Source organism: Amycolatopsis kentuckyensis, assembly GCF_002155975.1.
GTDB classification, from domain to species: domain Bacteria; phylum Actinomycetota; class Actinomycetes; order Mycobacteriales; family Pseudonocardiaceae; genus Amycolatopsis; species Amycolatopsis kentuckyensis.
Genome location: NZ_MUMI01000225.1, coordinates 1 through 19,385, shown reverse-complemented (window position 1 = coordinate 19,385; position 19,385 = coordinate 1). Strand labels below are relative to the sequence as shown.

Genomic DNA, 19,385 nt, shown 5'->3' with positions numbered 1-19,385 from the left:
ATGTCGCCGGCCGGCCGGTCGATGAACACCACCGGCGTGCCCGCGCGCATCTCCGGCACCAGGTAGCCGTGCTGGAGACCGGCCGGGACGACGAGGATGCCGTCCACCCGCCGCGCGCAGAACTCCAGGACGAGCTCGCGCTCGCGGTCGGAGTTCTCCTCGGACGAGCCGGTGAGCACCTGCCGCCCGAACGACGTCGCGATGCGCTCGACCGCGCGGTTCAGCTCGGAGTAGAAGGGGTTGCCGACGTCTTCGACGATCAGCCCGATGGTGCCGGTGGTCGACCCGCGGCGCAGGTTCCGCGCGCCCAGGTTGCGCCGGAACCCCAGCTGCTCGATGGCCGCCATGACCCGCTCGGCGGTGTCGGGGTGCACCGCCGGTTCGTCGTTGACCACGCGCGAGACGGTCTTGATGCTCACGCCCGCCAGGCGGGCCACGTCGCTCATCGTGGCCCGCCTGCTCGCGGTGCGCGTGCTGCCGTCCCGGTCCCGGCCGAGAGGAGACAACGTTGTCATAGTGACCGGGATTGAACTCCCCGACCGGCGCCTTGTCAACGCCCCGTGCGTGGATTGTGCCGATTCGGCTCCGCGATCGGTGGATCGTGCTGTCCGGAAGTGGACAGGTCTTCACCGCACCCTTGACTGCTTCGTGAGCCGCTGCCCAAGGTGGCCCGGCGCGACAAGGTTGTCATGTCACCGGTTCCGGTCGCGCTGACGAGGTGGAGAGGCGATGGCCATGGCGCGAGCGCGCTTCAGAGCCGGTTTAACCTTCCTGACCCTGGCCGTGACCGCGGCGGTGGCTCCCGCTGTGCCCGCTGCCGCGGCGACCAGCACGGACTACGCGAAGTGGGTCAACCCCTTCGTGGGCACCCGGCCCGGCGGGGCCGACCACGGCACCGGGGGCGGTGCCGGCAACACGTTCCCCGGCGCGGTCGCTCCGTTCGGGATGGTCCAGTGGAGCCCGGACACGGTGAAATCCCAGCCCGGCGGCTACTTCTACGACGACAACGCCCTGACCGGGTTCAGCCTGACGCACCTGTCCGGCGCGGGCTGTTCGACCTATCAGGACATCCCGTTCATCCCGTATGTCGGTGAAGTGACGACTTCGCCGGCGACCGACCCGGCCCACTACACGTCGAAGTTCTCGCACGCCAACGAACACGCGACGGCCGGCGCCTACGACGTCACCCTCGACAGCGGAGCGAAGGTCGAGCTCAGCGCGACCCAGCGCACCGGTTCGGCGCGGCTGACCTACCCGGCCGGCGCGTCCTCGACGCTGCTGGTCAACACCTCCGGCTCGGTCAACGGCACCGACGACGCGTCCATCACCATCGGCAAGGACACGATCAGCGGCTGGGCCACGAGCGGCCGCTTCTGCGGCGCGCGCAACAGCTACCGCGTCTACTTCTCGGCCAAGTTCGACACGCCGTTCGCGTCGATCGGCACCTGGAAGAACGGCGCCGTGACGCCGAACAAGGCCGCGGAAACCGGCGGCGCCAAGGCGAAGGTCGCGCAGCCCAACGGCGCCGACGCCTCGATCGCGCGCACCGCCACGGCCAAGCAGCAGAACACCACCGTCAGCGGCCCCGGCAGCGGCGGGTACGTCACCTTCGCCAACCTCAACGGCGCTCAGGTGAACGTCCAGGTCGGACTGTCCTTTGTGTCCGTCGACGGCGCGAAGGCCAACCTCAAGGCCGAAAACACCGGGAAGTCGTTCGACACCGTGGCGTCGAACGCGCGCAAGGCGTGGAACGCGCAGCTCGGCAAGATCGCCGTCACCGGTGGCTCGGACGCCGACCTGACGACGTTCTACACCTCGCTGTACCACTCGCTGCTCCAGCCGAACGTGTTCTCCGACGCAGGCGGCCAGTACATCGGCTTCGACGGCCGGATCCACACGGCCGACAAGGGCCACGCGATGTACACCAACTTCTCCGGCTGGGACATCTACCGTTCGGAGGTCCCGCTCCTGGCGACGATCGCGCCGAAGGAGACCTCGGACATCGTCCGGTCGATGATGGCCTACGCCGAGCAGGGCGGCTCGTGGGACCGCTGGACGGTGGCCAACGACTACACCGGCGTCATGAACGGCGACCCGTACCACATCATCGTCTCCAGCGCGTATGCGTTCGGGGCGCGGGACTTCGACGCCCAGAAGGCGTTGCTGCTCATGATCAAGGGCGCCACCCAGCCGACGCAGGGCTACACCGAACGGCCTGGCCTCGACGACTACCAGAAGCTGGGTTACGTGCCGGGCGCCGGCGCGGACACCCTCGAATACACCAGCGCCGACTTCTCCATCGCCCAGTTCGCGAAGCGGCTCGGCGACAGCGCGACGTACACGACGTTCATGAAGCGCGCCCAGAACTGGCAGAACCTCTACAACCCGGGCACCGGTCACCTGCAGCCGCGCAACGCGGACGGCTCGTTCTCCGGCACCTACGACCCCGCGAGCTCGCAGGGCTGGGTCGAGGGCAACGGCGCGCAGTACGAGTGGATGGTGCCCTACGACCTCGGCGGCGTCGTGACGGCGTTCGGCGGGAACACCGCGACCCAGTCCCGGCTGGACACCTTCTTCACCCAGCTGAACGCGGGCACGCAGGAGCCGTACGCCTTCATGGGCAACGAGCCGAACTCCAACGCGCCGTACGTGTACTCGTACGCGGGCGCCCCGGCCAAGACCCAGGCGATCGTGCACCGCTCGATGGACGAGCTGTACAACCCGCGTCCCGAAGGCCTGATCGGCAACGACGACCTCGGCCAGATGTCGGCCTGGTACGTCTGGTCCGCGCTCGGCCTCTACCCGGAGATCCCGGGTCGCGCCGAAACGCTGCTGGTCACCCCGCGCTTCGAGCACGCCGTGCTCACCACCGGCTCGGGCAAGAAGGTCACCATCAACGCCCCGGGCACCGGCGACTACGTGGGCAGCCTGAAGGTCAACGGCGGCGCGGCCGCCAAGGCGTGGCTGCCGGAGGCACTGATTTCCGGCGGCGGCACGCTCGACTACACGCGGTCCGCCACGGCGACCTCGTGGGGCAGCGCGGTCGCCGACGCACCGCCGTCGTTCCGCGAGCAGGAGAAGCCCAGCCTGTCCTTCGTGGACCCGGCCCGCGCGGTGACGCCCGCGGGGTCGACGTCGAAGGCGTCCGTCGGCGTCCAGGACCTTTCCGGCACCGCCCGGACCTGGACCTACTCCGCGGGCAGCGTCGACGGGATCACCCTGACCCCGGCGACCGGCAGCATCGCGGTGCCGGCCGCGGGCAAGGCACAGGCCGAGCTCACGGTCAGCGTCCCGGCCGGCCTGGCCGACGGCGCCCGGCGCATTCCGGTGACGTTCTCCGCCCCCGGCGTGGCCTCGTCGCAGGCCGTCCTGACGGTGCTGGTGGCCCAGCCGAACAGCTGGCTGGCCACGGTGAACAACGCCGGCATCTCCCCGGACGCGAACTCCGGCGCGGCCAACTTCGACGGCGGCGGCTGGAGCTACTCGGCCGACGCCCTCGCCGCGGCCGGCGCCACCCCGGGCGGCACGGTCACCAGCGACGGGCTGAAGTTCACCTGGCCGGCGTTCCCGGCCGGGGACCCGGACAACGTGGTCGCCGGTGGCCAGACGGTGAACGTGAGCGGTTCCGGCCGCCTGGCGCTGCTCGGCTCGGCGTCCAACGGCAACGCGTCCGGCACGCTGACCGTCACCTACACCGACGGCAGCACGTCCACCGCCACCATCGGGTTCTCCGACTGGACCCTCGGCGGCGGTGGCGCGCAACCGGCGTTCGGCAACCGGATCGTGCTGTCCACGCCGTACCGCAACGCTTCGGGCAGCGACCCGCAGCCGATCCGCACGATGGTGTTCGGCACGAACCCGATCACCCTCGACGCGGGCAAGACCGTGGCGAGCGTGACGCTGCCGTCGAACGTCAGCGGCGGTGCCCTGCACGTCTTCGCGATCGGCATCGGCGCATGAGGGGCAAAGTCCTGGCCGGTGCACTGACGCTCGCCGTGGTGGCGACGGGGGTGAGTCCCGCCGCCGCCACCGCGGCCGGCGGCGACGCCCTGGACGCCGTCAACACGTTCATCGGCACGCAGGACGAGGGCAACACGTTCCCGGGCGCCTCGGCGCCGTTCGGGATGACGCAGGTCAGCCCGATCACCTCGCACTACGCCGGCTACCGCTACACCGACACCGCGATCCGCGGGTTCGGGCACTTCTTCCTGTCCGGCGCGGGCTGCTGGGAGCAGGGTGGTCTGGTCTCGACGTTGCCGACGACCGGGGAAGTGGGTCCCGGCAAGGCGTTCGACACCACTCGCCCGGCCACGTTCGACCAGAAGCAGTACGCCTCGCCGTTCACCCACGACGGCGAAGTCGGCAAGCCCGGCTACTACAAGGTCCGCCTGACCGGCTACGGCGGCGTCGACGTCGAAACGACCGCGGCGACGCGGGCGGGGGTCGAGCGGTACACCTTCGCGAAGCCCGGTGACGCCAACGTCTTCGTCAACGTCGGGCAGGCCAACGACAAGGAACCGGTGACGGGCAGCAGCATCCGCGTCGTCGACGACCGGACCGTCGAGGGCACCGTCGAGTCGCAGGCGTTCTGCGGCGGCAAGGCGTACACGACGTACTTCACGACGAAGTTCGACAAGCCGTTCAAGGCGTTCGGCACGTGGTCGCCGACCGGCGGCACACCGGGCTCCCGCTCGTCCGGAGGTGGCGCGGGCCTGCGTGGCGCGTGGCTGACGTTCGGGGGCGGGCAGGTCACCGCGACCACGGCGATCTCCCAGGTGGACGCCGCCGGGGCGCGGGGCAACCTGGTGTCGGAGCGCATCCGGTCGTTCGACGCGGCCAGGGACGCCGTCCAGCGGACCTGGCGGCGCGAGTTGTCCTCTGTGGACATCAAGGGCGGCACGACCGACGACCGGACGGTCTTCTTCACCTCCCTCTACCACGCGCTGCTGCAGCCGCTGACGGCCAACGACGCCGACGGCCGTTACTACGGCTTCGACAAGAAGATCCACCGCGCGGTCGGCTGGACGTACTACGACTTCTTCTCGCTGTGGGACACCTACCGCACGCAGAACCAGCTGCTGGCGCTGCTGCGGCCCAGCCGCGCGAAGGACATCGCGAAGAGCATCCTGGCCATCCACGACCAGGGCGGCTGGCTGCCGCGGTGGGCGTACGCGAGCCAGGAGACGAACACGATGACCGGCGACCCGGTCACGCCGTTCCTGGTCGACCTGTGGCGCTTCGGCGCCTTGTCAGGCGAGGAGATGCACGCCTACCAGGCACTCCTGCAGAACTCGCGCGAAATCCCGCCCGCCGCGTCACCGTTCCAGGGGCGGTCGGGCAACGCGAGCTACCAGCAGGACGGGTTCGTCCAGTACGACCCGGACTTCCCGAAGAAGGGCCAGGACACCGACCCGAACCACGGCGCTTCGGCCACCTTGGAGTACGCGCTCGGTGACTGTTCGCTGTCGGTCATGGCGGCCGCGCTCGGCAAGAAGGACGACGCGGCGGCGCTGGCCGCGAAGGGCCGGACCTACCGGACGTTGTGGGACGAAACGCAGACCGACCGCGGCTTCACCGGTTTCTTCCGGCCGAAGGTCCTCGGCGGCGCGTGGTTCTCGCCCGCGGACAAGCCGTACAGCCCGCAGAGCCAGGACGGCTTCCACGAGGGCACGGCCTGGCAGTACCAGTGGCTCGTGCAGCAGGACGTGCCCGGGTTGGTGCAGCGGATGGGCGGCCCGGCGGCCACCGGGAAGCGTCTCGACGACTTCTTCGCCTACGGCGAACTGGTGAAGAACCCGGCGACCGCGGTCCGCGAGAACTGGGTCGTCGGCCCGTACGACTACTACGACCAGTTCCGCTACAACCCGAACAACGAGCCGGACCTGCACTCGCCGTGGATGTACGCGCTCACCGGGCAGCCGGCGAAGACGTCGACGGTCGTGCGGGCGGCGCACACGTTGTTCACCAACGCGCCCAACGGCGTCACCGGGAACGACGACCTGGGCACCATGTCGGCCTGGTACGTCTTCAGCGCGCTCGGGCTCTACCCCGCCGTCCCAGGGACTGGGAACTTCGTGCTGAACGCTCCGCGTTTCGCGAAATCCGTTCTGCACCTGGAGAACGGGCGGGACGTCACGATCCAGGCGCCGGGGGCCACCGGTTCGGCGCTGCAGTACGTGTCGGGCCTCCGAGTGGACGGCGCGGCCAGCGACCGCGTCTACGTCAGCGTGGACCAGCTGAAACGCGGGACGACGCTGGCTTTCGGGCTCACCGGCGACGCCACGGCGAAGTGGGGGACGTCACCGTCGTCCGCCCCGCCTTCGCCCTGCGCGGGCTAGCCACCACCCGCTTACGGCCGTGGTTCAGACCACAGTGGACCACGGCCGTGAGCATCGTCACGGGCCCCGGTGTTCCCGTGAGGGCCGTCACGCCTCACACTGGGTATCAGCACGTCCGACAGCGCCGTTGACGTCCGAGGGAAGTCCGCCTTGGACGGTGTGTCGGGCGTTTTCTCGTGTCATGAACCAACGTGGTGAGACCCCACAGGAGGAAGAAGTGTCCAGCAAGGCCGCTCTAGTGTTCCGCGTGGCCGCGGTAGCCGAAGCCCTTTCCTGGGCCGGGCTGCTGGTCGGGATGTTCCTCAAGTACGTCGTCCACTCCTCCGGCGAGGGCGGCGTCCCCGTCCTCGGCATGGTGCACGGCGTGATCTTCGTCCTCTACGTGGTGATCTCCCTGTCCGTGGCGAAGCCGCTCGGCTGGCGTCCGAAGACGCTGGTCCTGGCGCTGCTCGCGAGCATCCCGCCGCTGTTCACGTGGCTGTTCGAGAAGTGGGCGCTGCGCAACGGCAAGCTCGACGGCCCCCAGCGGCTGTCCCACGGCGGTGTCGGCCTGTTCCAGGCGAAGGAACCCGTCGCCGTCTGATCCCGGCATGCGAGAAAGGGCCCGCACTTTTCGAGTGCGGGCCCTTTCTGCTGTCGACCGCTTACTCGCTGAAGTCCCCGGCGGCGCGGCGCACCTTGGTCAGCAGGTCGGTCAGCTGCTCGGTCTGCCGTTCGGTGAGGCCGCTGAGCCCGAAGTCGATGGCGGTGACGGCTTCGGTCGCGGCCTCGCGGCGCTTGCGGCCCTCGTCGGTGATCTCCACCAGCGTCGTCCGGCGGTCCGTCGGGTGCGGGACGCGCTTGACGAGCCCGTCGCGCTCCAGCCGGTCCACTATGTTGGTGACACTGGTGGGGTGCAGCTGGAGCCGCTCGCCCATCACCCGCATCGGCAGGCTGGCGCTGCGGGCGAAGGTGAGCAGCACCAGCGCTTCGTACCGGGCGAAGGTCAAGCCGTGCGGCTTGAGCGCGCCGTCCACCGCGGACTGGATGATCTGCTGGACCCGCATCACCCCGGTCACCGCGGCCATGGTCCCGGAGGGCCCGATGCGGTCCTCCCAGATCCGGGCCGCGCGGGCGATCGGGTCGAACGGCAGCGGACGGTTCATGACACGCGAAGTTACCAGCGGGTACCGGCGGGTGTCGCACGACTGGCGGAAATGACCACCGAAGAAGGGACTTCCGAGCATGATCGTCGCGTTCAGCGTGAGCCCGTCCGGCGGGGACCCCGACGGCGGGGTGAGCGAAGCCGTGGCCCGGGCGGTGAAGGTGGTCCGCGAATCCGGGCTGCCCAACTCGACCAACGCGATGTTCACGAACATCGAAGGCGAGTCCTGGGATGAAGTCATGGACGTCGTGAAGCGCGCGGTCGAGGCCGCGGGCGAGGGGTCGGCCCGGGTCGGCCTGGTGCTGAAGGCGGACATCCGGCCGGGCTTCTCCGGCCAGCTCGAAGCCAAGGTGGACCGGGTCGAAGCGCGGTTGCGCGAATCCTGACTAGGGGAGCGGCGGGGTGAAGGCGACCGTCCAGCGGCCGTCTTCGCTCGTCACCGTCAGCGGGTAGCTGAACGGCTTCCCGTCACCGAGGACACCGGAGACGGTGGCGCGGGTCGGCTCGCCGGCCTCCGGGCCCAGTTCGACGCGCACGTCGTGGACGCCCCGGCCGGCGAGCACGGAGACGTAGTCCTTCGCGAAGTCGTCCCCGCCGGAGCCGGGGTAGTCGAGCAGGTCGGCGAAGGCATCGGCATCGTGCCCGGAGAGGGCGGCGGCCAGCCGGTCGCGCAGTTCGGCGGGCGAGGCCGCACCCGGGTCCGGTTCGTGCACGATGAGCAGCGTCACCGCGCCGATCCAGGCGACGGCGGCCGCGACCGACAGGCCCACCTTCACGTCACGCCGGATGTGCACCCGGCCGAGCCTGCCCCAGCGCCCGCCATCCTGCCAAGCGGCCGGGCCGGGAGGGTGCCGAAGCCCACGGTGCGTGCCGGAGGCCGGCGCCGAGCGCGGAACGTGTCAGACCGTGGACAGGCCGGGCACCCGGTGAAACTCCTCCGGCGCGCGTGCCAGGATGGAACCGTGACACAACCACGCGGATCTGCAGCGAAGTCAGCGGCCCTGTCCGCCGCCCTTTCCGGCGCGGTCGACCTGTCCGCGCTCAAGGCCCGTGCCGAAGCGGCGCAACGGCAGCCGGCCCCGCCCGCCGGTGGGGACGACGGGCCGCCGCGGCCTGCCTCGGGCGAGGCCGTGATCGATGTCACCGAGGCCACCTTCCAGGCCGAGGTCGTGGAGCGGTCCCTGCACCAGCTCGTGGTCGTCGACCTGTGGGCCGAGTGGTGCGGCCCGTGCAAGCAGCTGTCCCCGGTCCTCGAGCGGATGGCCGCCGAGTCCGGTGGCGCGTGGGTCGTCGCGAAGGTCGACGTCGACGCCAACCCGCGAATCGCGCAGCTGTTCGGCGCGCAGTCCATCCCGACGATCGTCGCCATCGCCGGCGGCCAGCCGGTCGACGCCTTCTCCGGCGCGCTGCCCGAGCCCGAGATCCGCAAGTGGATCAACGCGCTCCTGGACGCCCTGCGCGACAAGCTGCCGGGCATCCGGGACGCCGAGGCGGCGGGCGGCCCGGTCGAGGAGCCCGAAGACCCGCGCTTCACCGAGGCGGAGGAGGCCTTCGAGCGGGGCGACTTCGCCGCCGCCCAGGCCGCTTACGAGCGCATCCTCGACGTCGAACCGGCGAACGAGCTGGCCAAGAACGCCCTGGCCCAGGTCAAGTTCACCGCCCGCGCCGAAAGCGCCGACCCGGACGCCCGCGCCAAGGCGGACGCCGACCCGTCGGACCTGGCCGCCCAGCTCGACGCGGCCGACCTGGAGATCGCGGCCAACGAGGTCGAGGCGGGCTTCAAGCGCCTGATCGACACCGTCCGCCGCACCGCGGGCGAGGACCGCAACAAGGTCCGCGAGCACCTGGTGGCCCTGTTCGACCTGTTCGACCCGGCCGACGACCGGGTGATGAAGGCCCGCCGCGACCTCGCGAGCGCTCTCTTCTGACGAAAAAGGGCCCCCACCGCGCGGTGGGGGCCCTTTTCCCAGAACCTAGGCGTACTGCTTCGAGCAGACCGTCGAACCCTCGAGGTAGCCCTTGCGCAGCGCCTCGACCCGGTCGAAACCGCTGTCCGGGCGCTTCCCGTTGACGTCCGCCGACACGAGGCTCTCCGGCTGCAGCAGGTCCGCGATGGCCTCGTCGAGGTCACCCGCGGACAGGCGCAGGTCGCCCGGCCGGTTGGTGAACGCCGCCCACGCGCCGACCAGGCAGGCCGTGCGCAGGCCCGCGTTCGCGTTGTCGATCGACGCGCCGACGCCCTTCTGGATGCCCAGCGCGTACCGGGCCGCGACCTCCGAGAACGCCGCGAAGTCACCCATGCCGCCCGGGTCCTCGCCCTTCATCTCGGCCTCGCGGTCGATCGGCTGGGCGAGCTGGGCCAGCTTGGCCATGTCGATGCTCACGGTGTTGTCGTCCGGGCAGTACGACGCCGGCGGCGTGGTCTGGCAGCTGCCGCCGTCGGTGATCTCCGGTGCGGCCACCCCGGCGCCCTTGAACGCCTCGTCGAGGCTCTTCTTCAGCAGCTCGACGGTCTGCGCGTTGAACTTCGCGTCGCCCTTGCCCTTGTCGCCCTTGTCGAACGGGCGCTCGGTGAGCCGCGGCTTGATGTTCTCGGCCGTCATCCCCGCGCACTCCTTGGGGCCCTTCTCGAACCCGGCCTGGAACGCGTACGTGCGGTCGAACGCCGTGCCGTGCGCGCCCTTGTCGGCGGCGCTGGTGCCGGCCTGGTCGCGGATCAGGAACATCGACGCCATCACCTGGTTCAGGCCTTCGGACGTCGACACGCGGTAGTACTTGCTCTTGTCCTCGGCGACCCAGCGGAAGTAGCCGCCGGCGAAGCAGTCGGCCTGCTGCTCCTTGACCACGGTCGGGGTGTTCTTCGCGATCCCCGCCTTGTCGCCGAGCCGGTACTGCACGGCGTGGCCGAACTCGTGCGCGAGCACGACGACCACCGACATCGGGCCGAACCGCTGGCGCAGCATCGGCAGCAGCACGCCGCGGTCCCACGCCACCGAGTCGTCGACCGGGCAGTAGAACGCGTTCACGAGCTTCTTCACGCTGCCGCAGCCGGTCTTCTCGGTGTCGGTCTGCGCGTCGTAGGACAGCAGGGACTTCACCGGCTCGAACTGCTGGCCGAAGTTCGACGGCAGCATCTCGCCCCAGTAGGCCTGGACGTCGTCGATCGCGGCGGTGGCGAGCTTGTCGTCCTCGCCGCCGTCGGCGTTGCGGACGTTCAGGCTCGGCGTCGGCGCGTCCGGCTTGAGGCCGCTCTCGAAGTGCGTCACCGGCAGCCCGGAGACCGAGCCCGCGCCGGTGTCCTTGGCCGGGTCCCCGCTCGCACCGCCCTTGCTGTTGCACCCGCTCACGGCGACCGCCGCGACGGCCAGCAGCGCGACCAGCGCCCGCCGTCCTCCCCCTGGGATCATCTGTCCAACTCGCTCTCGTGCCCACCCGGTACCCGACGGGCAGGACCATACCCAGGGCATTCGCGCGGCGTGCAGGTAATCCCGGAACTCCTCCCTGCGCAGGGCGGGCCGCGGCCCGATATCGTCGCTTCCCATGCGTGCAGTCCGCCGGTTCACCGTCCGCGCCAGCCTCCCGGATTCGCTGTCCGGCCTGGGCGCGCTGGCCACCAACCTGCGCTGGACGTGGCACCCGCCGACCCGCGACCTGTTCGCGTCGATGGACGCCGAGCTCTTCAACGCCGTGCGCGACCCGCTCCGGATGCTCACCGCGCTGCCGCCGGCCCGGCTCGACGAGCTCGCGGTCGACGACGGCTTCCTCGCCCGGGCGCGCGAAGCGGCCGAGGACCTGGAGAAGTACCTGTCGGAGCCGCGCTGGTACCAGCGCCGCGACGACCCGGAGCTGCCGCCCGCGGTCGCCTACTTCTCGATGGAGTTCGGTGTCACCGAAGCGCTGCCGAACTACTCCGGCGGCCTCGGCGTGCTGGCCGGCGACCACCTGAAAGCCGCCTCCGACCTGGGCGTGCCGATGGTCGGCGTCGGGCTGCTCTACCGCAACGGCTACTTCCGGCAGTCGCTGTCGCTCGACGGCTGGCAGGTCGAGCACTACCCGGTGATCGACCCGAACGCCTTCCCCCTGGAGCTGCTGACCGTGGGCGGGCGGCCGGTGCTGATCGGCGTCGCCATGCCGGGCGGGCGGGAGCTGTGCGCGCAGATCTGGCAGGCCCGCGTCGGGCGGGTGCCGCTGCTGCTGCTCGACACCGACACCGAGGCCAACGACGAAGACCTGCGCGGCGTCACCGACCGGCTCTACGGCGGCGACGCCGACCACCGGCTGCGGCAGGAGATCCTGGCCGGCATCGGCGGCTTCCGCGCGGTGCGGAAGTACTGCGAGCTGACCGGGCACCCGCAGCCGATGGTGTTTCACACGAACGAGGGGCACGCGGGGTTCCTCGGGCTCGAACGCGCCCGCGAGATCGTCCAGGCCGACGGCCTCGCGTTCGACGAGGCCATGCCCGCGGTCCGCGCCGGGACGCTGTTCACCACGCACACGCCGGTCAGCGCGGGCATCGACCGGTTCCCGGTCGACCTGGTCCAGCGCTACTTCGCCGACGGGCGCCTGGTGCCGGACATCGACCCGCGCCGCGTGCTCGCCCTCGGCGCCGAAGACAACCCCGGCCTGTTCAACATGGCGCACATGGGCCTGCGGCTGGCGCAGCGCGCGAACGGCGTCTCGCAGCTGCACGGGCGCGTCACGCGCAAGATGTTCTCGCGGCTGTGGCCCGGGTTCGACCACGACGAGGTGCCGATCTCGTCGGTGACGAACGGCGTCCACGGCCCGACGTGGGTGGCGCGCGAGCTGAGCACGCTGCTCGGCCGCGAGTGGGGCCTCGACGTCGGTGAGGGGCCGCTGCGCGACGGCGTGTCCGACGCCCAGCTCTGGGAGCTGCGGCGCGAACTGCGCGAGAAGCTGGTGCACGAGGTGCGGCGCCGGGTGCGCGCGGCGTGGCTGCAGCGCGGCGCGTCCCCGCTGGAGCTGGGCTGGGTGGACTCGGTCTTCGACCCCGACGTGCTGACCGTCGGCTTCGCCCGCCGCGTCCCGACGTACAAGCGGCTGACGCTGATGCTGCGCGACCCCGACCGGCTGCGGACCCTGCTGCTGCACGAACAGCGGCCGATCCAGGTCGTCGTCGCGGGCAAGTCGCACCCGGCCGACGAGAACGGCAAGCAGCTGATCCAGCAGATCGTCCGGTTCGTCGACGGCGCGGACGTCCGGCACCGGATCGTCTTCCTGCCCGACTACGACATGTCGATGGCGCGCTACCTCTACCGCGGCTGCGACGTCTGGCTGAACAACCCGGTGCGGCCCCTGGAGGCCTGCGGGACGTCGGGGATGAAGTCGGCGCTGAACGGCGGGCTCAACCTGTCGATCCGCGACGGCTGGTGGGACGAGTGCTACGACGGCAGCAACGGCTGGGCGATCCCGACCGCGGACGGCGTCGCCGACCCGCTGCGCCGCGACGACCTCGAGGCCGCGGCCCTGTACGAGCTGCTGGGCCAGCAGATCGCGCCGCTGTTCTACGACCGCTCTTCCGATGGTGTCCCGACCGGCTGGCTGTCGATGGTGTGGCACACCCTGGAGACGCTCGGCCCGCGGGTCCAGGCGTCCCGGATGGTCCGCGAGTACGTCGACAACGGCTACCTCCCGGCCTCCCGCACGGTCGCGGCGGCGACGGGCGACGGCTACCGCGGCGCGCTCTCGCTGGCGGACTACCGCACGAAGCTCGAGGTGTCCTGGCCGCGGCTGCGCATCTTCGACTCGGAGCTGCTGGTGGAGGCGACCGAGCCCCTGGTCGTGGGCACCGAGGTGACGATCCGGGCCCGCATCGACCTGGCCGGCCTCGACCCGTCCGAAGTGGACATCCAGGCGGTGGTCGGCCGGGTGGCCGACGACGACGAGCTCCGCGACCCGGTGACGGTCCCGATGACCGAGGACGGCATCGGCGCGTTCGCGGCCCGCGTGAAGCTGCCCCGCCCGGGGGCGATCGGGTACACGGTCCGGGTGCTGCCCAAGCACGGCCTGCTGGCGACGCCGGCCGAGCTGGCGCGGGTCGTGCTGGCCTGACCTGGAGCTGCTCCAGCCGGGAAATCACGCCGCGGACGACCCTGAGCGAAGCTAAGTTGTAGGCATGCGCTTCGGAATGTTCGTCCCGCAGGGCTGGCGGCTGGACCTGGCCGGCATCGACCCCGCGGACCACTGGAAGACCATGCTCGGCCTCGCGAAACACGCGGAGGCGGGCCCCTTCGAATCGATCTGGGTCTACGACCACTTCCACACCGTGCCGGTCCCGACCGAGGAGGCCACGCACGAGGCGTGGTCGCTGATCTCGGCGTTCGCCGCCTCGACGGAGACCATCCGGCTCGGGCAGATGTGCACCTGCATGGGCTACCGCAACCCCGCCTACCTGGCGAAGGTCGCCGCGACCGCCGACCTCATCTCGGGCGGCCGGGTCGAAATGGGCATCGGCGCGGGCTGGTACGAGCACGAGTGGCGGGCCTACGGCTACGGCTTCCCGTCCGCCGGCGAGCGGCTCGGCCAGCTCGACGAAGGTGTGCAGATCATGCGGGACCTGTGGAGGACCGGCACGTCCACACTGGACGGCAAGCACTACCAGACCAACGGGGCGATCCTCCGCCCGCTGCCCCCGCAGGAAGGCGGCATCCCGCTGTGGATCGCCGGCGGCGGCGAGAAGAAGACGCTCCGGATCGCGGCGAAGTACGCGCGGTACACGAACTTCTTCCCCGAGCCGGAGACGTTCACCCGCAAGTCGGAGATCCTGGCGGCGCACTGCAAGGACGTCGGCACCGACTTCGCCGCGATCGTCCGCTCGGGCAACGTCAGCGCCGTGCTCGGCGAGACCGACAAGGACGTCCAGGAGAAGGTGGCCTGGCTGAAGGCGCACTACGAGAAGTACGTCCCGGCAGAGGAGGCCGAGCGGGCGATCGCCACGTTCGCGAGCGGCCCGACGGTCGGCACGCCGGAGCAGGTCGCCGAGCACCTCGCCGCCCTGGGCAAGCGGGGGATGTCGTACGCGATCCTGAACTTCCCGGAGGCCGCCTACGACCGGTCCGGCATCGACCTGTTCACCAAGCACGTCGCCCCGGCGCTGGCGGACTGAAAACCGTCGGTCCCCTTCGGTAGCGTGGAAAACGGGGGCTGCTAAGGCACCGCCGGGCTGCCGCCTGCCTGCACGGGCAGGCCGGCGGCAGCCCAGGCGCGGAACCCGCCCTCGAGGTCGGTCGCCCCGGGCAGCCCCAGCCGCTGCAGGTCGGCCGCCGCCAAGCTCGACGAATACCCCTCGTTGCACACCACGATCACCGTCGCCTCGGGCGTCACCGCGGGCAGCCGCCACTCGCTGTCCGGCGCCAGCCGCCACTCCAGGTGGATCCGCTCGACGATCACCGCGCCCGGGATCTCGCCCTCGGCCTGCCGGTTCGCCAGCGGCCGGATGTCGACCACCAGCGCCCCCGCCTCCTGCAGCTCCCGGGCCCGGACCGGGGTCACCCGGTCCAGCCCGGACCGCGCGGAAGCCAGCAGCGAATCGACAGCGCTCATGACCGGACGATAGCGGGCAGCGGCGGGATTTCCGCCGGAACGTCCGCGAGCGAGGCGTACTCCCGCGTCGTCACCAGCGGCGGCGAGTACGCGTGGACGCTCGCCGCGGGCTGGTCGCCGAGCCCGATGACCTGGTGCGCGCGGCCCGCGCCGAAGCCCAGGCCCTGGCCGGCGACGTGCGTCCGGCGCCGGATCGGGCCGCCGGGGTAGCGGTACTCCTCGCCGAGCTCGCCCTGCAGGACGGTGAACGAGCCGGACGCGCCGCCGTGGTCGTGCGGCTTCGTGTGCTGGCCGGGCAGCCACGACAGCAGCCACAGCTCGACGCCGTCGGTCAGCGCCAGCCGGGCCCACCAGCGGCGGTCTTCGTCGAACCGCAGGATGCCGCGCAGGCCCGCGGTCAGCTCGGTGGTGACGGTGGCGGTCAGCTCGGCCAGCTCACGCGGTGTCCAGAGCAGCCGCGACGGGTGCAGCAGCTCGGGCAGCAGCGGGTCGGTCAGCTGCGGGTGGATCTCGACGGGCGGACGAACCAGGGATGTGATCAACGCGGGTGCTCCTCGCAACGTGCAGGGAATTCGGACGCCGGGAACAGCGCGGCACCGCACGCGTCACACAGGACGCGAGGGATCAGCGGAACCGCGCCCGCGTACACCCGGCCGAAGCGACGAGGAGCAGGTCGATGGTGCGACGGCGCCAGAACGAACCCCGGGTGATCCCGGTGGCGGGCGCGTCGGCTGACATGCCCGCAATCCTGCCACAGCGAGGCCCGGAGCTGCTCTCCCGCGGTGCGGCGTTCCACGTCGTGGACGGTTCCGACCTGCCCGTTCGCCGTCTCACCCGGGCGGGTGCGCACGCGCGCGCGAGGGCAGACAGAATGGGCCTCGTGAGCGAGCCGATCCAGCCCAGCGAACTTGACGACCTCGTGGTCCGGATGGCCGGTGTCGGCGTCCGCCGGGGGACCAACGACCTCCTCGCCGGCCTCGACTGGACCGTCGAGCTGGACGAGCGCTGGGTGGTGCTCGGCCCGAACGGCGCGGGCAAGACCACCCTGCTGCGCCTCGCCGCGGCCGAACTGCACCCGACCACCGGCGAGGTCGACCTGCTCGGCGAGCGGATCGGCAAGGTCAACATCTTCGACCTCCGCCCCCGCATCGGCTTCACCTCGGCCGCCATCGCCCAGCGCGTGCCGGGCGACGAGCTGGTCAAGGACGTCGTGGTCAGCGCCGGGTACGCGGTGCTCGGCCGCTGGCGTGAGGAATACGACACCCTCGACATGGCCCGCGCGACCGAGCTGCTCGACGCGATGGGCATCGGGCACCTCGCCGAGCGCACCTTCGGGACGCTGTCCGAGGGCGAGCGCAAGCGGACCCTGATCGCCCGGTCGCTGATGACCGACCCGGAGATGCTGCTGCTCGACGAGCCCGCCGCGGGTCTCGACCTGGGCGGCCGCGAGGACCTCGTCGCCCGGCTGTCCGACCTGGCGATGGACGCCGAAGCGCCGGCGCTCGTGCTGGTCACCCACCACGTCGAGGAGATCCCGCCGGGCTTCACCCACGCGCTGCTCCTGCGTGACGGCCACGCCGTGGTCTCCGGGCTCGTCGACGACGTCATCACCAGCGAGAACCTCTCGAAGACGTTCGACCAGGACCTCGTGCTGGAGCGCTCCGGGGATCGCTTCTTCGCGCGCCGTCGCTAAGCTGACGCTTACCGACCGGTAGCCTGCTGGCAGTCCGTCAACGAGGAGGAGTGACGTGGGAGAGTTCGTAGCCCTCGAGGTCAAGGACGGGGTCGGCACCATCCGGCTCGACCGGCCGCCGGTCAACGCCCTGAACGCCCAGGTCACCGCCGAGCTCGCCGAGCTGGCGAAGGAGGCCACCGAGCGCGACGACGTCCGCGCGGTGATCCTCTACGGCGGCGAGAAGACCTTCGCGGGCGGCGCGGACATCAAGGAGATGGCCACCCGCACCTACCCGGAGATCGCCAAGTTCGGCGCGAACCTCACCGGCACCCTCGCGGCCATCGCGAACATCCCCAAGCCGGTCGTCGCGGCCATCACCGGGTACGCCCTCGGCGGCGGCCTCGAGCTGGCGCTCACCGCGGACTGGCGGGTCGCCGGCGACAACGTCAAGGTCGGCCAGCCGGAGATCCAGCTCGGCGTCATCCCCGGCGCGGGCGGCACCCAGCGCCTGGCCCGGCTGATCGGGCCGAGCAAGACCAAGGACATCGTCTACACCGGACGGTTCGTCAAGGCCGAGGAAGCGCTGGCTCTCGGGATCGTCGACCAGGTCGTCGCTCCGGACGACGTCTACGCGGCGGCCCACAAGTGGGCGGCGCAGTTCGCGAACGGCCCCGCGGTGGCGCTGCGCGCGGCGAAGGCGGCCATCGACGGCGGTCTCGACATGGACCTCCCGAACGCGCTCAAGCTCGAGTCGCACCTGTTCGCCGCCCTCTGGGCGACCCAAGACCAGCAGAACGGCATGAAGTCGTTCATCGAAAACGGGCCCGGCAAGGCCACTTTCGAAGGGAAATGACGCCTTGACCGACGTGAACGACCCGGCGCCCAACCCGCACGCCACCGCCGAAGAGGTCCAGGCGGCCTACGCCGACCCCAAGCTGGCGAACGTGCTGTACCACGACTGGGAAGCCGGCACCTACGACGAGAAGTGGTCGATCTCGTACGACGAGCGCTGCATCTCCTACGCCACCGACGTGTTCAACGCCGTCGCGGGCGAGGACGGCCAGCCCTACCAGCACGCGATGGAGCTGGGCAGCGGCACCGGCTTCTTCCTGCTGAACCTGATGCAGGGCGGCGTCGCCAAGAAGGGCTCGGTCACCGACCTCTCGCCCGGCATGGTCCAGGTCGCGCTGCGCAACGCCGAGAAGCTCGGCCTCGACGTCGACGGCCGGGTCGCCGACGCCGAGCGCATCCCGTACGACGACAACACGTTCGACCTGGTGGTCGGGCACGCGGTGCTGCACCACATCCCGGACGTCCAGGCGGCGTTCCGCGAGGTGCTGCGCGTGCTCAAGCCGGGCGGCCGGTTCGTCTTCGCCGGCGAGCCGACCAAGGTCGGCGACTTCTACGCCCGCAAGCTCGGCCAGTTCACCTGGTTCCTGACGACCCGCGTGACGAAGCTGCCCGCGCTGCGCGGCTGGCGGCGGCCGCAGTCCGAACTGGACGAGTCGTCGCGCGCCGCCGCGCTGGAAGCCGTGGTCGACATCCACACCTTCGACCCGTCGGAGCTGGAGTCGTGGGCCCGCGGCGCGGGCGCCCAGGACGTCCGCGCGGTCACCGAGGAGTTCGCCGCCGCCCTGGCCGGCTGGCCGATCCGGACGTTCGAGGCCGCGGTTCCGGCCGAGAAGCTGACCGTGCGCTGGCGGCTGTTCGCCTACCACCTGTGGCTGCGGCTGTCCGCCGTGGACAAGAAGGTGCTGTCGAAGATCCTGCCGCGGGAGCTGTTCTACAACGTCATGATCACCGGGACCAAGCGGCCGTCCTGAATTGGGCTATTCGTTCAGCCTCGGCGACGTCGCCTACCTGCGTTCGGACGCGGGGGCGGCGGCGCTCGCCGAGGTTTCGGCGCTGCCGCTGACCGACCCGATCGCGTCCGTCGCGGCTGTGCGCCGTCTCGTGGGCTCGGAGCGCGCTGCCGCGGTCCTGGAAACCGTGCTGCTGCGCCGGAAAGCCGTCGGCAAGCTGTCCGGTGTGGACTGGTTGTTCACCGCCGACGCGCTCCAGCAGGCGAGCGCGTCGATCGTGGCTCGGCACCGGGCGTTGCGGCTGGCGGGTCTCGACGTGCACGACGTCACGTGCTCGGTGGGCGCGGACCTCGTCGAAATCGCCCGGGTTGCGCGGCTTGCCGTGGGGTCCGATGTGGATCCGGTCCGGCTGGAAATGGCCCGGCACAACGGGTCTGCGGCCGGTGTCGCGTTCGGACTCGCGCGGGCGGACGCCCTGCGCCCGGTCAGCCGGTCCGGGGTCGTCGTCGCCGATCCGGCGCGGCGCGACTCGTCCGGGCGCCGGGCGTGGAAACCCGCCGACTTCGCCCCGCCCCTGGACGGCCTGGTCGAGGCGTACCCGGGACGAGCCTTGTCCGTGAAGTGCGCACCCGGCCTCGACTTCGCGCTCACGCCGTGGGCGGACGAGGTCGAGCTCGTGTCCCTGGACGGCCAAGTGCGCGAATCCTGCCTCTGGCGCGGCCTGGGCACCGGCGTCACGCGCCGGGCGACCGTGCTGCGCTCGGACGGGACACAGTGGACGGTCACCGACGCCGAACCGGACGAACTGCCCAGCCGGGAGCCGGGGGAGTGGATCGTCGACCCCGACGGCGCCGTCGTCCGCGCCG

17 protein-coding genes are annotated in these 19,385 nt (G+C 71.1%); 11 read left to right on the top strand and 6 right to left on the bottom strand.

Features of this window, described 5'->3' with window-relative positions:
* A partial coding sequence (locus CCN39_RS22205) for a LacI family DNA-binding transcriptional regulator (RefSeq protein WP_143264111.1) occupies nucleotides 1-446 on the bottom strand: 446 nt, incomplete at its 3' end.
* 283 nt (nucleotides 447-729) lie between these two features.
* Between CCN39_RS22205 and CCN39_RS22200 the strand changes: the two genes are divergently transcribed.
* The 3 genes from CCN39_RS22200 (at nucleotide 730) to CCN39_RS22190 (ending at nucleotide 6,921) form a co-directional block, all read left to right on the top strand.
* The gene (locus CCN39_RS22200; protein ID WP_434781119.1) at nucleotides 730-3,960 is read left to right on the top strand and encodes a GH92 family glycosyl hydrolase; all 3,231 of its coding nucleotides are present in this window, start codon (nucleotides 730-732) and stop codon (nucleotides 3,958-3,960) included.
* Nucleotides 3,957-6,338 carry a GH92 family glycosyl hydrolase gene (locus CCN39_RS22195; protein ID WP_086844913.1) on the top strand — a complete coding sequence of 794 codons (2,382 nt, stop codon included), beginning with the start codon at nucleotides 3,957-3,959 and terminating at the stop codon, nucleotides 6,336-6,338. The genes CCN39_RS22200 and CCN39_RS22195 overlap by 4 nt, the downstream gene beginning before the upstream one ends.
* 217 nt (nucleotides 6,339-6,555) lie before the next feature.
* Complete coding sequence (locus CCN39_RS22190) at nucleotides 6,556-6,921, top strand: DUF3817 domain-containing protein (protein ID WP_086844911.1); 366 nt, start codon at nucleotides 6,556-6,558, stop codon at nucleotides 6,919-6,921.
* Between the two features lie 61 nt (nucleotides 6,922-6,982).
* Here CCN39_RS22190 and CCN39_RS22185 read toward each other — a convergent pair whose 3' ends face one another.
* Nucleotides 6,983-7,483, bottom strand: coding sequence for a MarR family winged helix-turn-helix transcriptional regulator (locus CCN39_RS22185; RefSeq protein ID WP_004562932.1), 501 nt, complete (start codon nucleotides 7,481-7,483; stop codon nucleotides 6,983-6,985).
* Between the two features lie 79 nt (nucleotides 7,484-7,562).
* Here CCN39_RS22185 and CCN39_RS22180 point away from each other — a divergent pair, with 79 nt between their 5' ends.
* A complete protein-coding gene (locus CCN39_RS22180) occupies nucleotides 7,563-7,868 on the top strand; it encodes a thiamine-binding protein (protein WP_086844909.1) in 306 nt (101 codons plus the stop codon).
* Here CCN39_RS22180 and CCN39_RS22175 read toward each other — a convergent pair whose 3' ends face one another.
* The gene (locus tag CCN39_RS22175) at nucleotides 7,869-8,276 is read right to left on the bottom strand and encodes a hypothetical protein (RefSeq protein WP_086844907.1); all 408 of its coding nucleotides are present in this window, start codon (nucleotides 8,274-8,276) and stop codon (nucleotides 7,869-7,871) included. It abuts the gene before it with no gap.
* Nucleotides 8,277-8,444: 168 nt separating this feature from the next.
* Here CCN39_RS22175 and CCN39_RS22170 point away from each other — a divergent pair, with 168 nt between their 5' ends.
* Entirely contained in the window at nucleotides 8,445-9,410 is a 966-nt protein-coding gene (locus CCN39_RS22170; RefSeq protein ID WP_086844905.1) for a tetratricopeptide repeat protein, read from the top strand.
* 45 nt (nucleotides 9,411-9,455) lie between these two features.
* Here the strand turns inward: CCN39_RS22170 and CCN39_RS22165 are convergent, their stop codons facing one another.
* Nucleotides 9,456-10,889, bottom strand: coding sequence for a neutral zinc metallopeptidase (locus CCN39_RS22165; RefSeq protein WP_167455146.1), 1,434 nt, complete (start codon nucleotides 10,887-10,889; stop codon nucleotides 9,456-9,458).
* 133 nt (nucleotides 10,890-11,022) lie between these two features.
* On the opposite strand from CCN39_RS22165, the gene glgP reads away from it, so the two are divergent.
* Nucleotides 11,023-13,551 carry an alpha-glucan family phosphorylase gene (gene glgP, locus CCN39_RS22160; RefSeq protein ID WP_086844901.1) on the top strand — a complete coding sequence of 843 codons (2,529 nt, stop codon included), beginning with the start codon at nucleotides 11,023-11,025 and terminating at the stop codon, nucleotides 13,549-13,551.
* 64 nt (nucleotides 13,552-13,615) lie between these two features.
* Nucleotides 13,616-14,605 carry an LLM class F420-dependent oxidoreductase gene (locus tag CCN39_RS22155; RefSeq protein ID WP_086844899.1) on the top strand — a complete coding sequence of 330 codons (990 nt, stop codon included), beginning with the start codon at nucleotides 13,616-13,618 and terminating at the stop codon, nucleotides 14,603-14,605.
* Nucleotides 14,606-14,646: 41 nt separating this feature from the next.
* On the opposite strand, the gene CCN39_RS22150 is transcribed toward CCN39_RS22155, so the two are convergent.
* Complete coding sequence (locus tag CCN39_RS22150) at nucleotides 14,647-15,042, bottom strand: rhodanese-like domain-containing protein (RefSeq protein WP_086844897.1); 396 nt, start codon at nucleotides 15,040-15,042, stop codon at nucleotides 14,647-14,649.
* Nucleotides 15,039-15,584, bottom strand: coding sequence for a cysteine dioxygenase (locus CCN39_RS22145; RefSeq protein WP_086844895.1), 546 nt, complete (start codon nucleotides 15,582-15,584; stop codon nucleotides 15,039-15,041). The genes CCN39_RS22150 and CCN39_RS22145 overlap by 4 nt, the downstream gene beginning before the upstream one ends.
* A 329-nt stretch (nucleotides 15,585-15,913) precedes the next feature.
* Between CCN39_RS22145 and CCN39_RS22140 the strand changes: the two genes are divergently transcribed.
* The 4 genes from CCN39_RS22140 to CCN39_RS22125 all read left to right on the top strand — a co-directional run.
* Nucleotides 15,914-16,735 (top strand): ABC transporter ATP-binding protein, encoded by an 822-nt coding sequence (locus CCN39_RS22140; RefSeq protein WP_167455145.1) that lies wholly within the window; start codon nucleotides 15,914-15,916, stop codon nucleotides 16,733-16,735.
* A 55-nt stretch (nucleotides 16,736-16,790) separates the two neighbouring features.
* Nucleotides 16,791-17,570, top strand: coding sequence for an enoyl-CoA hydratase/isomerase family protein (locus CCN39_RS22135; RefSeq protein ID WP_086844893.1), 780 nt, complete (start codon nucleotides 16,791-16,793; stop codon nucleotides 17,568-17,570).
* Between the two features lie 4 nt (nucleotides 17,571-17,574).
* Nucleotides 17,575-18,540, top strand: a complete 966-nt coding sequence (locus CCN39_RS22130; RefSeq protein ID WP_086844890.1) for a class I SAM-dependent methyltransferase — start codon at nucleotides 17,575-17,577, stop codon at nucleotides 18,538-18,540.
* Between the two features lies 1 nt (nucleotide 18,541).
* Nucleotides 18,542-19,385, top strand: an 844-nt coding sequence (locus CCN39_RS22125) for a DUF8688 domain-containing protein (protein WP_086844887.1), incomplete at its 3' end; no start/stop codon positions are given.